Raw genomic sequence first — 16,919 nt, forward strand, 5'->3', positions numbered from 1 at the left:
GCCGTAGTGCCACTCCTTATCAGCTGAGCCCTGGGGGAAGAATCATCTTCAGGGTCATTTGTCGTTTTTCAATATGGCTTCAACATCTCTAAGGGGGAGTTAGTGAATTATGGATCGTTTTTTTAAACTAAAAGAAAACGGAACAAACGTTAGAACGGAGATTGTTGCGGGTCTCACTACCTTTATGACAATGGCTTACATTCTTTTTGTGAATACGTTGTTCTTGGGTCAAGCCGGGGCGGGGATGTCGGATAATGCCGTATTTTTTGCAACAGCCGTCGGCGCCGGGTTAATGACTATTATTATGGGATTGTTCGTGAATATTCCGATTGCGCTCGCACCAGGTATGGGATTGAATGCATACTTCATGACTGTCGTTCTAAGTTCAAATGGCGCGATTACTTGGCAGGCAGCTCTCGGAGCAGTGTTCCTTTCTGGTATTGTGTTCATTATCCTGACCGTAACCAAAGTTCGGCAAATGCTGCTTGTTGCAGTTCCGCAGTCGATCAAAATGGCCATTACGGTTGGTATCGGTCTCTTTATTACGATTATTGGTTTCAAACTTGCTAATCTTGTGGCAGTAACGGTTAATGTTGCGCCAGACGCAGATCTGAGTCAGCCGATTCCAGGCAGTAGCTTCAATCTATCATTGGGTAACTTTATAACGCACCATGATGCATTGCTTGCACTGATCGGTTTGCTCCTTATTGCTATTCTGATGGTTATGCGTGTTAAAGGCGCTCTGCTGATCGGAATTGTAGCAACAACGCTGATTGGTATTCCGATGGGTGTTACGAATCTGAGTGGTCTTTCGGGCGCAAGCTGGTTGCCTAACTTCAGTGATCTGGCGGTTGGACAACTGGATTTGAAAGGTGCTATCAGTCTGGGATTGTTCGAGATCATCTTTATCTTTACCTTCGTTGAATTGTTCGATACGTTCGGTACGATGGTAGGTACGGCAACACGTATGGGCATTATGAAGGATAAGAAAAAAGGCGAGAAAACCATCGGTAAAGCGATGCTCGTCGATGCAGTTGGTGTCAGCGCAGGTGCTGCACTGGGTACAAGTACCATTACGGCATACGTTGAAAGTGCTTCAGGCGTTGAAGCGGGTGGACGTACAGGACTGACTTCCGTAACGACAGGTTTGCTGTTCATTTTGGCCCTGTTTATCGCGCCGCTTGCGCTGGTTGTCCCGTCTGCTGCCACTGCTCCGGCATTGATCATCGTGGGTGTACTTATGATGAGTCAAGTCCGCAGCATCGAGTGGGATGATTTCCTGCAAGCTTTCCCCGCGTTCCTTACTATTGTATTGATGCCTTTCACAGGCGGAATCGCGAACGGAATCTCTGCAGGTATCGTATCTTATGTGATTCTGGCGGTATTCAGTAACTTGGTTACAGAACGCAAAGTGAAGATTCACTGGCTCATGTGGATCTTGGCGCTCATTGTAGTCTGCCGATACGTATTTATTGGCGGGGAATAAACTAAAGTTAGTTTTATGAAGAATGCTGAGATAAGCTTTTTATCTTATAAACGAAAGAAGCGGAAGCCACGGGGTTCAAACCCGAAGCTTTCGCTTTTTTTTTTTGTATTCTTTTCATGGGAAAAAATGAATTTCAAAAATGGTTTCCTTCTATAATAGAAGGAACGCGTAAAATGATCTATGATTTCTTGGTTGTTTACCCACTTAAATCATCGGGTAATAAGTTTCTATGATTATGAAGACTCTATACTGTTCTTCCTTTCAATAAAAGAAGGATGTTACAGAGCGGGATTCTACGGGATGCCCTCTGTACAAGTTTGTTGATTATTCCGATTTATTAAAAGTTATAACCAAATGTATCATCTGGCCGATAATAAGGAGATACTTGTTAAAAGGATTATAGGGTGCTTATTTTCTGAAGATTAATATTTTCGAAAAAAAGACTTGCGTTCCATAACTGTACATGGTATATTCTATTTCCGGCCAAAAAAAAACACGAGATCCACGGTGCGGCAAGCGAGTGAAGTAAGCTTCGAAAGAAACTTAAAAAAAGAGCTTGCAAAGTTGGTTCGGACATGATATTATATAAGAGTTGCTGAAGAGAACAGCGTTCGGTAACAAAACAAGTTTGATCTTTGAAAACTGAACAACGAGTGAGTAAACATTCTGCTTGCAGAATGAACGCGAAAGTTGGAGACAAGCCTTGGCTTGGATTGACTGGAGCGCAAATGAGATTTTTAATCTCGTCAGATTCAAAATGAGCTTATCGCTCTTTTCAATTTATTGGAGAGTTTGATCCTGGCTCAGGACGAACGCTGGCGGCATGCCTAATACATGCAAGTCGAGCGGAGTTGATAGGAAGCTTGCTTCCTTGATACTTAGCGGCGGACGGGTGAGTAACACGTAGGCAACCTGCCCTCAAGTTTGGGACAACTACCGGAAACGGTAGCTAATACCGAATAGTTGTTTTCTTCGCCTGAAGAGAACTGGAAAGACGGAGCAATCTGTCACTTGGGGATGGGCCTGCGGCGCATTAGCTAGTTGGTGAGGTAACGGCTCACCAAGGCGACGATGCGTAGCCGACCTGAGAGGGTGATCGGCCACACTGGGACTGAGACACGGCCCAGACTCCTACGGGAGGCAGCAGTAGGGAATCTTCCGCAATGGGCGAAAGCCTGACGGAGCAATGCCGCGTGAGTGATGAAGGTTTTCGGATCGTAAAGCTCTGTTGCCAGGGAAGAACGCTTGGGAGAGTAACTGCTCTCAAGGTGACGGTACCTGAGAAGAAAGCCCCGGCTAACTACGTGCCAGCAGCCGCGGTAATACGTAGGGGGCAAGCGTTGTCCGGAATTATTGGGCGTAAAGCGCGCGCAGGCGGTCATTTAAGTCTGGTGTTTAATCCCGGGGCTCAACCCCGGATCGCACTGGAAACTGGGTGACTTGAGTGCAGAAGAGGAGAGTGGAATTCCACGTGTAGCGGTGAAATGCGTAGATATGTGGAGGAACACCAGTGGCGAAGGCGACTCTCTGGGCTGTAACTGACGCTGAGGCGCGAAAGCGTGGGGAGCAAACAGGATTAGATACCCTGGTAGTCCACGCCGTAAACGATGAGTGCTAGGTGTTAGGGGTTTCGATACCCTTGGTGCCGAAGTTAACACATTAAGCACTCCGCCTGGGGAGTACGGTCGCAAGACTGAAACTCAAAGGAATTGACGGGGACCCGCACAAGCAGTGGAGTATGTGGTTTAATTCGAAGCAACGCGAAGAACCTTACCAGGTCTTGACATCCCTCTGATCGGTACAGAGATGTATCTTTCCTTCGGGACAGAGGAGACAGGTGGTGCATGGTTGTCGTCAGCTCGTGTCGTGAGATGTTGGGTTAAGTCCCGCAACGAGCGCAACCCTTATATTTAGTTGCCAGCACTTCGGGTGGGCACTCTAGATAGACTGCCGGTGACAAACCGGAGGAAGGTGGGGATGACGTCAAATCATCATGCCCCTTATGACCTGGGCTACACACGTACTACAATGGCCGGTACAACGGGCTGCGAAATCGCGAGATGGAGCCAATCCCAACAAAGCCGGTCTCAGTTCGGATTGCAGGCTGCAACTCGCCTGCATGAAGTCGGAATTGCTAGTAATCGCGGATCAGCATGCCGCGGTGAATACGTTCCCGGGTCTTGTACACACCGCCCGTCACACCACGAGAGTTTATAACACCCGAAGTCGGTGGGGTAACCGCAAGGAGCCAGCCGCCGAAGGTGGGATAGATGATTGGGGTGAAGTCGTAACAAGGTAGCCGTATCGGAAGGTGCGGCTGGATCACCTCCTTTCTATGGAGAATCGTTTCCCGCGTGGAAACATTCAAATAAGCAGGTTCTTAGAACCTGCGACCGCAATTCATTTCGGTCCTTCACCTTGGTGTGGATGAAATGAAGAGCAAAACACTCACTCGTTGCTCAGTTTTGAGAGCTCAAACTCTCAAACAGCTTGCTTTTGCATGGAGCTTGTTCTTTGAAAACTAGATATCGAAACGAAAGTAAATGCGAATTAGAACATTCCTTTTTAGCTGAACTTGTGCAAACAAGTTTCAATAAAAACGGTAGTTAATTGCTTTTGCGATGGTATTGAATGGGAGCGACTTTTGGCTTTGCGCAAGCAAAACAAGGGAAGCGAGCAGTCAAAACCGGAGCAATATGGTTAAGCTACTAAGAGCACACGGAGGATGCCTAGGCGCTAGGAGCCGATGAAGGACGTGGCGAACAACGAAACTGCCTCGGGGAGCTGTAAGCAAGCTTTGATCCGGGGGTGTCCGAATGGGGAAACCCAGCTGGGGTAATTTCCAGTTACTCACAACTGAATACATAGGTTGTGTAGAGGCATACCAGGGGAACTGAAACATCTAAGTACCCTGAGGAAGAGAAAACAATAGTGATTCCGTCAGTAGCGGCGAGCGAACGCGGAGAAGCCCAAACCAGAGAGCTTGCTCTTTGGGGTTGTGGGACGTCTCACATGGAGTTACAAAGGAACCGGTTAAGCGAAGAGGTCTGGAAAGGCCCGCCAAAGAAGGTAAAAGCCCTGTAATTGAAAGTCTGTTCCCTCCGAGACGGATCCCGAGTAGTGCGGGGCACGTGAAACCCCGTATGAATCCGGCAGGACCATCTGCCAAGGCTAAATACTTCCTAGCGACCGATAGTGAAGCAGTACCGTGAGGGAAAGGTGAAAAGCACCCCGGAAGGGGAGTGAAATAGAACCTGAAACCGTGTGCTTACAAAAAGTCAGAGCCCGTTTTAGGGGTGATGGCGTGCCTTTTGTAGAATGAACCGGCGAGTTACGTTCCCGTGCAAGGTTAAGGTGAAGAGCCGGAGCCGCAGCGAAAGCGAGTCTGAATAGGGCGACATAGTACGTGGACGTAGACCCGAAACCGGGTGATCTACCCCTGTCCAGGGTGAAGGTGCGGTAACACGCACTGGAGGCCCGAACCCACGCATGTTGAAAAATGCGGGGATGAGGTGGGGGTAGCGGAGAAATTCCAATCGAACTCGGAGATAGCTGGTTCTCCCCGAAATAGCTTTAGGGCTAGCCTCGGAAAACAGAGTCGTGGAGGTAGAGCACTGATTGGGTGCGGGGCCCGCAAGGGTTACCAAGCTCAGTCAAACTCCGAATGCCATAGACTTACTTCCGGGAGTCAGACAGTGAGTGCTAAGATCCATTGTCAAAAGGGAAACAGCCCAGACCATCAGCTAAGGTCCCCAAGTGTGTGTTAAGTGGGAAAGGATGTGGAGTTGCACAGACAACCAGGATGTTGGCTTAGAAGCAGCCATCATTTAAAGAGTGCGTAATAGCTCACTGGTCGAGTGACTCTGCGCCGAAAATGTAACGGGGCTAAACACACCACCGAAGCTATGGCTTGATGCTTTGCATCAGGGGTAGGGGAGCGTTGTATAAGGGTTGAAGGTGTACCGTAAGGAGCGCTGGACATTATACAAGTGAGAATGCCGGTATGAGTAACGAAAAGATCAGTGAGAATCTGATCCGCCGAAAGCCTAAGGGTTCCTGAGGAAGGCTCGTCCGCTCAGGGTAAGTCGGGACCTAAGGCGAGGCCGAAAGGCGTAGTCGAAGGACAACAGGTCGAAATTCCTGTACCACCGTAAGCCGTTATGAGCAATGGGGGGACGCAGTAGGGTAGTGACGCGGACTGATGGATGTCCGTCTAAGCAGTAAGGCTGATGTGTAGGCAAATCCGCACATCGTAAGGCTGAGCTGTGATGGGGAGTGAAAATTACAGTAGCGAAGGTCATGATCTCACACTGCCAAGAAAAGCCTCTAGCCAGGTGATGGTGCCCGTACCGCAAACCGACACAGGTAGGCGAGAAGAGTATTCTAAGGCGCGCGGAAGAACTCTCGTTAAGGAACTCGGCAAAATGACCCCGTAACTTCGGGAGAAGGGGTGCCCCGGTAGTGTGAATAGCACGAGGGGGCCGCAGTGAAAAGGCCCAAGCGACTGTTTAGCAAAAACACAGGTCTGTGCGAAGCCGTAAGGCGAAGTATACGGGCTGACGCCTGCCCGGTGCTGGAAGGTTAAGGGGAGTGGTTAGGGAGCAATCCCGAAGCTGTGAACCGAAGCCCCAGTAAACGGCGGCCGTAACTATAACGGTCCTAAGGTAGCGAAATTCCTTGTCAGGTAAATTCTGACCCGCACGAATGGCGTAACGACTTGGGCGCTGTCTCAACGAGAGATCCGGTGAAATTTTAATACCTGTGAAGATGCAGGTTACCCGCGACAAGACGGAAAGACCCCATGGAGCTTTACTGCAGCTTGATATTGAATTTGGGTACGATCTGTACAGGATAGGTGGGAGCCTTTGAAGCGTGAGCGCCAGCTTGCGTGGAGGCAACGTTGGGATACCACCCTGATCGTATCTAGGTTCTAACCTGGTACCGTAATCCGGTGCGGGGACAGTGTCAGGTGGGCAGTTTGACTGGGGCGGTCGCCTCCTAAAGAGTAACGGAGGCGCCCAAAGGTTCCCTCAGAATGGTTGGAAATCATTCGAAGAGTGCAAAGGCATAAGGGAGCTTGACTGCGAGACCTACAAGTCGAGCAGGGACGAAAGTCGGGCTTAGTGATCCGGTGGTACCGCATGGAAGGGCCATCGCTCAACGGATAAAAGCTACCCTGGGGATAACAGGCTTATCTCCCCCAAGAGTCCACATCGACGGGGAGGTTTGGCACCTCGATGTCGGCTCATCGCATCCTGGGGCTGAAGTAGGTCCCAAGGGTTGGGCTGTTCGCCCATTAAAGCGGTACGCGAGCTGGGTTCAGAACGTCGTGAGACAGTTCGGTCCCTATCTGTCGTGGGCGTAGGAAATTTGAGAGGAGCTGTCCTTAGTACGAGAGGACCGGGATGGACGTACCGCTGGTGTACCAGTTGTTCCGCCAGGAGCACCGCTGGGTAGCTATGTACGGAAGGGATAAACGCTGAAAGCATCTAAGCGTGAAGCCCCCCTCAAGATGAGATTTCCCAGTATGTAAGACCCCTTGAAGACGACGAGGTAGATAGGCTGGGGGTGGAAGTGCAGCAATGCATGGAGCTGACCAGTACTAATCGGTCGAGGGCTTATCCAATAGCAAGTTCTAATCGCATGTTTCGTTTCGAATCTAGTTTTCAGAGAACAACAACTCTGAAATGTAAGCTAAGCTATGCGTTTGGTGGCGATGGCGGAGGGGTTCCACACGTACCCATCCCGAACACGACCGTTAAGCCCTCTAGCGCCGATGGTACTTGGACCGCAGGGTCCTGGGAGAGTAGGACGCCGCCAAGCAAAGAACCACTGCCGATGTTATTCGGTGGTGGTTTTTCTTTTTGTCTAATTTGATCTATGAAATTAGGAACAGCTCAGATTTGATGGGCTGTTTTTTACTACCCATTCACCTCAAATATCCAGGTGTGCACTTAATCAGCAACCTGGATACATACTTGATAGATGAACAAACAAACAAACAAACAAACAAACAAACAAACAAACAAACAAACAACTAATTTTGCCGAAAGGAAGAAGCCAGCACATAACATGCTGTTTTCTGCCCCATTGTAGGCAACTTACAACAATCTTACAAGAGTGTAAGGCGATTGTAATCTAGATCAATAGGTATCAATCTTGTTGCTCCTGTATATTAATCCTATCCATTGATGGGATTAATTTTTAGGGGGAGTTGGCGTGAGGCTTTTTGAAATTCTGCTGTTCTTTTCAAGTGTTTTTTTGTTGATAATTCCATTTATTTTCAATCAACGTATCAGGAGATCTGCTTTGCTCCTGACAAGCGGAGCAGGCTCCTTTTTTTTAGTGATACATCTTCTTGTCGAAGGATACAGGGTTCAGCTTTTATTTTTATACGGATTTACGATCCTGATGCTTATGCTTTCAATTATAGATGTTTTCATAACGCAGAAAGCCGTACGGACTACCTCGCGAATCCGTAGAGTGCTGGGTCCCCTTTTAATTGTGATTGGGTTAATCGCAACAGCGTGCCTTAACTATGTGTTTCCCGTATTCGACCTTCCGGCGCCAACCGGCAAGTTGAAGGTAGGTACGCAAGTCTTCCATTTCGTCGATCCTAACCGGGAGGAGACATTTGGAAAAACCGCGACGGGCAAGAGAGAATTGATGGTTCAGGTATGGTATCCGACTGAAGCCGGCACTGGGGAGTACGCTCCCTTTATCCCTGATACCCGAATTTTATCTTATATGGGGGAGAACTTTGGTCTTCCTGCATTTACTTTTCAACACCTGAAGTATGTATCCAGTCATTCATATTCGGGGGGCGAAGTCTCCTTGGAACAGGCCTTATACCCGTTGATCCTTTCAAATCCTGGAAACGTCTCTTCCAGGTTCCTCCACACGTCGCAAGCCGAAAATCTCGCGAGTCACGGATATATCGTGGCTGTGATCGACCACACCTACAATACATTTGCGACCAAGTTTCCGGACGGTCGAATCACGACCAGCACAACCGACAACTTATTCTCGCCCGATCATGATTACCGGACGGGAAGGGGAGTTCGAGACAAGTTGGGAAAAGTTTTAACCGAAGATGTGGCATTTGCGCTGGACCAATTCGAGCTCATTCAATCGGGGCAAATTCCAAGTCATCTAAAAGGGAGGATCGATCTCGGTCATGTCGGGGTGTTCGGTCATTCCATAGGCGGAGCGACGGCCTATGACGCTTCTTACGATCCGAGAATCACGGTTGGAATAGACTTAGATGGAGGGCTTTATCGACTGCGTGAAAGAGAGGGGCTGCGAAAGCCGTTTTTGTTCATCAACTCGGAAAGCTATTCCGAAAAATTAAAAAGGGTGATGGATAACCGGGTCTACACGGATGAAGAGCTTAACCGTATAGGCTCGACAAGAGAGTGGGAGGATCAAGTAACGGAAGATAAAAAGTTAGAGCTTGAACGGATGCGCGAAACGGTCGACGAAGGGGGACAAGTCCTCTATATCGATAATACGGAGCATTTGAATTTTGCCGATGTACAGTTCATTTCTCCGATTTTCAACATGCTGGGCATTACAGGAAAGATTGCACCCGAAAGGGCGAACTCCGTGATCAATGCCTATATGCTGGATTTCTTCGATATGTATCTGAAAAATCAAGGCGGAAACTTAATGAAAGGACCGGATAGCCGCTTTCCGGAGGTGAAGTTCGTAAACTAGCTATTATAATTAGAGAACAGGCTGCCGATTCTGCGATAGCCTGTTCTCTATGTGATATCGTATCCGTTTCATCAAGCGTGGCTGCCCAATATGCCAGGACACAACCACAGTCCAGCAGTCGGGCAAAGTTAGTGTTGAACGCTCTTGAACGATGCTTCCATCCTTCCACAAGCAGAAGTATCTTGTATATTTTACTTGAAGGCAAGATTGACTCTGAGGTGTGGAGATGGCTCGGTTTTTATGCGGAGCAAGGAGAGTACATCTTTTATATTTCGCAAAGATTTGAGCTGTCTTCTCATAAATTAGTACCAAGTTCTAAGACTTAGTGCTATAATAATAAAAAACAAATGAGGTGAGTACCGGTATGAATCATCAATCAAAGGCAACCATCACGGCAATGGGGACGTATGTACCGGATCGAATATTAACGAATGCTGATCTGGAGAAATTGGTCGAGACAAGTGACGAATGGATCGTACAGCGTACAGGCATGAGAGAACGGAGAATTGCAGCTGAGGATCAATATGTATCTGACCTGGCTACGAAGGCTGTGGAAGACATGATACATCGTTACCAAGTAAGTGTAGAAGATGTGGACATGATCCTTGTGGCTACCAGCACACCTGAATATGCTTTTCCAAGTACAGCATCCCGGGTACAAGCTAACCTTAAAATCCCACACACGGGCGTACTGGATTTAAATGCTGCATGCGCTGGTTTTACCTACGGGCTACAGCTAGCCGATAGTCTGGTGACCAGTGGAATGTACCGTAAAGTACTGGTTATTGGAGCAGAGACTTTATCCAAAATTACGGATTACACGGACCGCACGACTTGCGTATTGTTTGGTGACGGAGCGGGAGCCTTTCTGGTGGAGAGATCGGCGGCTGAAGAAGGTGACTTTATGGCAGCCATATCAGGTACGCATGGAGAGGGTGGTGTACATCTCTATAAGAGTGGCCTGTCTTCAGAGATGAATGGTGTACCATTACAGGGTGAAGGTTGTTTAGTTCAGAATGGCCGGGAGATTTATAAGTGGGCTGTACGGACGATTCCAGAGCAATTGGGTAATCTTATAACGAAAGCTGGATTAAGACCTGAGCAGATTGACTGGTTTGTCCCGCATAGTGCCAACATGAGAATGATTGAGGCTGTATGCGAACGTGGACCGGTTCCCTTGGAACGTACTTTAACCAGTGTGGAGTATCGTGGGAACACATCTGCCGCTTCCATTCCGCTGGCGCTGCAACTTGCAGTGGATGAAGGGAAATTGAAAGAAGGACAGAGCGTAGCTCTATTTGGCTTTGGCGGTGGCTTGACTTACGCGGGTCTGGTGCTCAAATGGGGCGTACCGGATAGGGGTTAGAATGACTTAAACAATATGTAACAAAGATAAATGGAGAAAATATAAAAGAGCACCCAGACTTCATGCAGTCATGAAGTCTGGGTGCTCTTTTGTGAGGTAGTTCGTTTGAAGGAATGCGATTATGGCTATGTTTCTTTTTGAGTTAACACGAATTGCTTAATCCCATAAATGCTTTATGGCGTAAGCTTAGGGGCTTGGCGGTGATGAGTTCCTTGTTCGTAGCTGTAAGCCAGCTTGATCAAGGTTCCTTCATCAAAGGCGCGGCCAAGGAATTCCATACCTACAGGCAAACCATCGGCTGTGAAACCAGCAGGGACCGTGATCGCCGGGAAGCCGGAGAAAGGACTCAGTCGGTTATTACCACCTGATGATTGCCCTTCACCAATAACACCAGCAGCCTGTGTAGACGTAGGATAAATGATAGCATCCAGGTTGTTGTCTGCCATAACTTTCAGCAGGGACTCACGTGTAACTTGGGTACGCTTCAGAACAATATCCTTATATTCGGTAGTCTCCAGTGTTTGGCGAGCATCCCGCGTCTTCATGGATTGCTCCTGAGATTTGTCGAACTCTCCGGAAGCGATGATCTCGGACAGACTGTGATATGGAGCATCTGCACCTAATGAGTCCAGATAGTCATTCAGTTGGAACTTGAATTCATATCCGCTGAGACTTGGGTATTTGTTGATCTCAGCCAAGTTGGGGATGGAAATAGGAACTGCGGTAGCACCTAGTGACTTCAGCTCTTCCACAGCTGTGTTGATCACGTCAGCTACGGCTTTTTCTTCAGCTTTGGTACTTGGGATGAGTTCTGTGGCCACACCTATGCGTGCACCTTTCAGCCCGTTTACATCCAAGAAGTCCGTATAGCTGGAAGGAATTTTTCCAACTGCGTAAGCTGTAGCCACATCCTTTTTGTCATATCCGGCTGTAGCATCCAACATGATTGCAGCATCACTAACCGTACGAGCCATAGGTCCACCTACATCCTGTGTCAAAGCCAATGGGATAATGCCCTCACGGCTAGACAGTCCGATGGTTGGACGGATACCCACAAGGCTGTTGAAGCTGGACGGGATACGGATCGAACCGCCAGTGTCTGTACCCATGCCAGCTGCAGCAAAGTTAGATGCAATGGCAGCACCTGTTCCTCCGCTCGAGCCACCTGGATAGTGGTCCAGGGCGTAAGGGTTCAATGTTTGTCCACCCAATGAGCTGGATGTCGTGATGCCGAATGCGAATTCATGCAGGTTTGTTTTACCCAAAATAATGGCGCCAGATGCTTTGAGCTTCTTCACTTGTTCAGCATCGTGAGCAGGAATGGAATCTTTCAGACAGATACAGCCTGCGGTTGTCGGCATATCGTTGGTATCGAAGTTATCTTTGACCAGAATCGGAACGCCATGCAGAGGTCCACGAGCACCTTGAGCTGCACGTTCTTCATCCAACTGCTCCGCAATTTGGAGTGCATCCGGGTTCAATGTTAATACGGCGTTTATGCTTACACCTTGATCATCGTATTTTTCAATGCGGTCCAGATATTTCTGAACCAGTTCTTTCGATGTCAGTTTTCCTTGCGTCATCGCGGCCTGGAGATCCATGATGGTTGCTTCCTCCAGGACAAACGGTTTTATGTAATTATAAATTCGGTCTTTCAGTACAGATAGATCATTCTCCGTAAGCACAGCGTTTGGAAGGAAGAGGGATTCGGTATAACCTCTCATTAAACCTGCGGTATTCAATGCACCGACAGCACCCGCGTAGGAAGCTTGATCTGGAACATCTTTGAATGATTCCGCAGTAGAATCAAGTTCGAGCCATTGTTGCAAGGCGATCGCAGCATCTTTACGTTGTACGCTTGAGCCAGAGAGCTTGTCCATGGTAAAAGGAACACCTGCAAGTGTTGCGGCTTCTTCCATGGCCTTAGCAAATGCTGCGGCAGTAGCAGGCGCTTTACCTGCGGTTACAGCTGCAACCGTAGTTTTGCTCGTAGGCGTTGCCGTTGCGGCGGATGCCGATGGAACTGTTCCTCCCCATGTTGTGGCAACAACAGCTCCCGCCAATAACAAAGGCCCACTTTTTTTCAATACAGATCCATGATAAGTCATGCATCCACGCTCCCTTCGTGTGTCCCATTGATGTGTGTGTTCGTTAATCTGGTTTATATGCTTTTGACACATTCTATAGTTATGTTAGGTAATCTTACAATGTTTATATTTATCCAAAAAAACGTATACATCAATACTTTATAGTATTAATTCTTATAGATGCTTCCGATTACGTGTACTCAGGAAAACTATTAAAGTCGTATGTGTTACTAAATATAACATGTATGTTACACTTGACTTGAATGTGAGGCTAGATGCTGAAATAGACAGGCAAGAACGGAGACAGAGCATACCTTTACCACGAAATGATATAATGAAAAGATAGAATAAAAGTGACATAAGGTTTGATCAGAGAGGAAGAGATATGAAGTGAAGACATTAGTACTCGCAGAAAAACCATCTGTAGCACGTGAAATAGCCAGAGTCATGGGTGCGCGTGATAAACATAAAAGTTATATGGAAGGCCCAAAATATATCGTTACATGGGCGCTTGGGCATCTGGTTGGATTAGCTGAGCCGGAGGATTACGATAAGAAGTATGCAACATGGAATCTGGAGGACCTGCCAATTCTGCCAGACCGTACGAAACTGAAGGTGCTCAAAGAGACCAACCATCAATATAAAGCGGTCCAGCAGCTGATGAAGCGTCAAGATGTAGGTGAGCTAGTCATTGCGACGGATGCGGCCCGTGAGGGAGAATTGTTGGCCCGTTGGATCATGCAGATGGCGGGGTGGAAAAAACCTTTTAAACGCTTGTGGATTTCATCCCAGACGGATAAGGCGATCAAAGACGGATTTGCATCGCTGAAGCCAGGCAGTCAGTTCGACCGTCTCTACGAATCAGCACGTTGCCGGGCGGAAGCCGACTGGATGATTGGACTTAATGTGACACGGGCACTAACCGTTCGTTTTAATGCACAGTTATCTGCTGGGCGGGTTCAGACGCCAACCTTGGGCATGATTATGGACAAGGAAAATGAAATTAACGGTTTCCGCTCGCAGGAGTATGAGACATTAACGGCAGATCTGGGAGGTTTTCAGGCTGTGTGGCGGGCGGCTGGAGGAGATTCGCGAATCTTCGATCCTCAAGAAACTCAGGAATTAAAGAAACGGGTAGACGGGCGCAAGGGCTCGATTGCTCAAGTGAAGAAAAGCGAGAAGGTAGAACCACATCCACTGGCATATGACCTGACGGAACTGCAACGGGATGCCAACCGGAAATACGGTTTCTCGGCGAAGCAAACATCAAATGTCCTGCAACGTTTGTATGAACAACACAAGCTAGTGACATATCCGCGTACGGACAGTCGATACCTGACTTCGGATATGACAGCAACGTTGAAGGAACGGCTGGACAGTGTAGCCATTGGACCTTACGCATCGCTGGCAAGTCCGTTGCTGCGCAAAAATCTGAATATCACCAAACGTATTGTGGATGACAGCAAAGTAACCGATCACCATGCGATTATCCCCACCGAGCAGACGGTGCTTCTGAATCAACTGAACCCGGAGGAACGCAAGTTGTACGATCTGATCGTACGTCGTTTTATCAGCCTGTTCTATCCGGCAGCGAAGTATGATTCGGTTGCGATCACGGTTCAGGTGGGGAACGACTCATTTCATGCCAAAGGCACAACGGTGAAAGAAAGTGGTTGGCGTGAAGTCTACGGCGGTGATTACAGCGATGATGACGATGACCGGGCTGATGATACATCCGACCATGAGCGTGCGCTTTTGCCAGATGTGCAGCAAGGACAGTCCGTGACAGTTCAGCGTTGTCATATTAAAAGTGGCCGGACGATGCCGCCCAAACGGTATACCGAAGCTGCTTTACTTTCCCAAATGGAGAAGTATGGGCTGGGTACTCCGGCGACACGAGCGGATATTATTGAGAAGCTGGTTAGTTCCGATACCATAGATCGTCAAGGCAACAGCATGCATCCAACCGGCAAAGGAAAACAGTTGATTGAACTGGCTGCTCCGCAGCTGCGTACACCGGATCTAACGGCCCGCTGGGAAGCTGAATTGGAACGCATCGCTCGTGGGCAAGGGCAACCAGGACCATTCCTGGATAGTATCCGTTCAATGGCGAAAGAGCTTGTGTCTACGGTGAAAGGAAGCAAAGCGGAGTATAAGCCACATAATGTGTCGAATAGCCATTGCCCGGACTGTAATGCACGATTACTGGAGAAGAAGGGCAAGCGTGGCAAATTCCTTGTATGTCCTACCGAGGACTGCGGTTATCGTCGTTCGGCAGAGAAAAGAATGTCCAATCGTCGTTGTGCGCAGTGCCACAAAAAGATGGAAATCAAAGAAGGCAAGGCGGGGCTATACGTGCAATGTCTACCATGCGGTATTACAGAAACATTGGATAAGGACAAACAGCATGTGAATAAGCGGGATCAGCAAAAGCTGGTGAAACAATATGCGAAACAGGAGTCCATTGGGTCTAACCTTGGAGATCTGCTGAAGGCGGCTATGGAGAAAAAGGGAAAGTAGAGCAAGCTCTGAGGTAGTGGAGATCGTATCATGCATTTCACGCTAGTTGCGAATAACTGACGTTATGGAGAGTGATTGCTGTGCGTATCTCTAATCATACATGTGATGCGGTATAAGATCCTCTGTTTTCAGGCAACGTAAGCCAAGGAGGTGATACCCATATGCCGCATAACAAACCCGAAAAGATCCATAACCAGCAGAACAAAGATAGCATTCGGGAAGAGAACATCGCTGTTCGTCCAGCCAAAGCAGCCAAAAGAGTGCCAAGTCTGAATGGTATTCCCAAGCAGGAGTCTTAAAATCATCTAAACTGTCGATCTAACAAGATTGTCTCTTCAAAATGATGCGGTTCCCTGCCCACGTTGAACATGTCTCTGCTGAGGACTATAATGAAGACAGGGAGATGTCCCGGGATAGGGGGACCGCTAGAATTTTATGCAAACTGGACTTATATTGTGGTTTCTATTTATTAATGTAGTTGGTTATCTGGTGATGTCGGATGATAAGAGGCGTGCACAGCAACGTCGTGATCGTACACCCGAACGGACGTTATTCTTGCTTGCATTTATAGGCGGAGCTCTGGGAGTCTGGATCGCGATGTATCGGAAAAGGCACAAAACCAAACATCCCAGCTTCACCATTGGTATTCCGTTGTTGTTGTTCCTGAATGCGGTAATTTATGGTTACTTTATTCAATGAACACATGGAACACAGGCGTAACCATTCCTTCAAGCTGAGTGAAAGGTGTATCGTTGGTTCGTCTGATATGTAAATTTATTCGTATGAATGGTTCATAGTAGCTCCCGAACGTTTAAGGAGTTATATGGTTCTCTTATTTATCTGTTAGTTTATTGAATGTCAGACCGAAGCTTGCTTCGCGTGTTCTACATATAAAGGAAGGGACGGGATTCACATGTTATTTTCCAAAATATTAGTGGCTTATGATGGTTCCAAAGCTTCAAATAAAGCTCTTGATCGTGCGATTGAGCTAGCTAAAGTGTCCCCGGACGCTGTATTGGATGTCATTCATGCTTTTGATTTCCCGCGTATATTCATTGGTGAGGGGTTGGCCCCGCTGCCACCTTCACTTAATAATGATTATTACAATCTGGCGGTGCAGACGACGGATGAAGCGAAAGAGCGAATCCGGGCTGCTGGTGTAACGGCCAACGTGGACCTGATTCAAGGGGCTGCTGCAGAAGTGTTGCTTGATTTTGCCAAAGAAAATAATTCTGATATCATTATTATTGGTAGCCGCGGACTGGGTGGAATTCGGGAATTTGTCCTGGGTAGTGTCAGTCACAATGTAGTTCAGCATGCTCAGGTTCCAGTACTAATCGTAAAATAATAGATGAAGTGTGTGAACACACTAAAAGCAGGAAGCCGGTTGTCTTCGAGAGATTGAAGAGGAGCCGGCTTTCTTTTATGGGATGAAATGGATGACTAAGTGAATTTAATGAAGCAATTCCCGAACATTATATTTGTCAATATGTTAAATGTTCGTCTTTAAGTTGACATTAGCTGTAGGGGATTGTTAGAATGTTAGATGTGTCGATCAGGTAAGAATAAGGTCGAGTAGGAACGAAATGTGTAATAAGATATAACAAAACGAATCAAGCTGGTTTGAATAGATATTTGCTCGTATAACGCCGGGAATAGGGCCCGGAAGTATCTACCCGGGAACCGTAAATTTCCGGACTACGAGGAGATACGGCTGAGAGTCGCATGCAATTAGATGCGGACA

The 16,919-nt window shown here is 47.8% G+C and carries 8 protein-coding genes, 3 rRNA genes and 1 riboswitch; of the genes, 10 read left to right on the plus strand and 1 reads right to left on the minus strand.

Features of this window, described 5'->3' with window-relative positions; all coding sequences use genetic code 11:
- The first annotated feature begins 109 nt into the window (after positions 1-109).
- The 6 genes from M1D71_RS03495 (at position 110) to M1D71_RS03520 (ending at position 10,568) form a co-directional block, all read left to right on the plus strand.
- Positions 110-1,486: an NCS2 family permease gene (locus M1D71_RS03495; RefSeq protein WP_458125269.1), complete on the plus strand. Its 1,377-nt coding sequence runs from the start codon at positions 110-112 to the stop codon at positions 1,484-1,486.
- A 780-nt stretch (positions 1,487-2,266) separates the two neighbouring features.
- A 16S ribosomal RNA gene (locus M1D71_RS03500) occupies positions 2,267-3,819 on the plus strand.
- Between the two features lie 365 nt (positions 3,820-4,184).
- Positions 4,185-7,112 (plus strand): 23S ribosomal RNA (locus tag M1D71_RS03505).
- 80 nt (positions 7,113-7,192) lie between these two features.
- Positions 7,193-7,309 (plus strand): 5S ribosomal RNA (rrf, locus tag M1D71_RS03510).
- Together the 16S, 23S and 5S rRNA genes form the textbook arrangement of a ribosomal RNA operon.
- A gap of 396 nt (positions 7,310-7,705) precedes the next feature.
- The gene (locus tag M1D71_RS03515; RefSeq protein ID WP_458125270.1) at positions 7,706-9,202 is read left to right on the plus strand and encodes an alpha/beta hydrolase family protein; all 1,497 of its coding nucleotides are present in this window, start codon (positions 7,706-7,708) and stop codon (positions 9,200-9,202) included.
- A 364-nt stretch (positions 9,203-9,566) separates the two neighbouring features.
- Positions 9,567-10,568, plus strand: coding sequence for a beta-ketoacyl-ACP synthase 3 (locus M1D71_RS03520; RefSeq protein ID WP_458125271.1), 1,002 nt, complete (start codon positions 9,567-9,569; stop codon positions 10,566-10,568).
- A gap of 173 nt (positions 10,569-10,741) precedes the next feature.
- Here the strand turns inward: M1D71_RS03520 and M1D71_RS03525 are convergent, their stop codons facing one another.
- On the minus strand, positions 10,742-12,676 hold the full coding sequence (locus M1D71_RS03525) for an amidase family protein (RefSeq protein WP_458125272.1): 1,935 nt from the start codon (positions 12,674-12,676) through the stop codon (positions 10,742-10,744).
- 369 nt (positions 12,677-13,045) lie between these two features.
- Between M1D71_RS03525 and M1D71_RS03530 the strand changes: the two genes are divergently transcribed.
- From M1D71_RS03530 to M1D71_RS03545, 4 genes are all read left to right on the plus strand, one after another.
- Positions 13,046-15,175: a DNA topoisomerase III gene (locus tag M1D71_RS03530; protein WP_458125273.1), complete on the plus strand. Its 2,130-nt coding sequence runs from the start codon at positions 13,046-13,048 to the stop codon at positions 15,173-15,175.
- A gap of 161 nt (positions 15,176-15,336) precedes the next feature.
- On the plus strand, positions 15,337-15,474 hold the full coding sequence (locus M1D71_RS03535; protein ID WP_186327993.1) for a hypothetical protein: 138 nt from the start codon (positions 15,337-15,339) through the stop codon (positions 15,472-15,474).
- A 136-nt stretch (positions 15,475-15,610) separates the two neighbouring features.
- A complete protein-coding gene (locus tag M1D71_RS03540; protein ID WP_017690702.1) occupies positions 15,611-15,874 on the plus strand; it encodes a DUF1294 domain-containing protein in 264 nt (87 codons plus the stop codon).
- A gap of 214 nt (positions 15,875-16,088) precedes the next feature.
- Entirely contained in the window at positions 16,089-16,523 is a 435-nt protein-coding gene (locus tag M1D71_RS03545; RefSeq protein ID WP_336765296.1) for a universal stress protein, read from the plus strand.
- A 271-nt stretch (positions 16,524-16,794) separates the two neighbouring features.
- Positions 16,795-16,896, plus strand: a riboswitch (purine riboswitch).
- The last annotated feature ends 23 nt before the right edge of the window (positions 16,897-16,919 follow it).

The organism is Paenibacillus sp. Z3-2 (assembly GCF_054161325.1).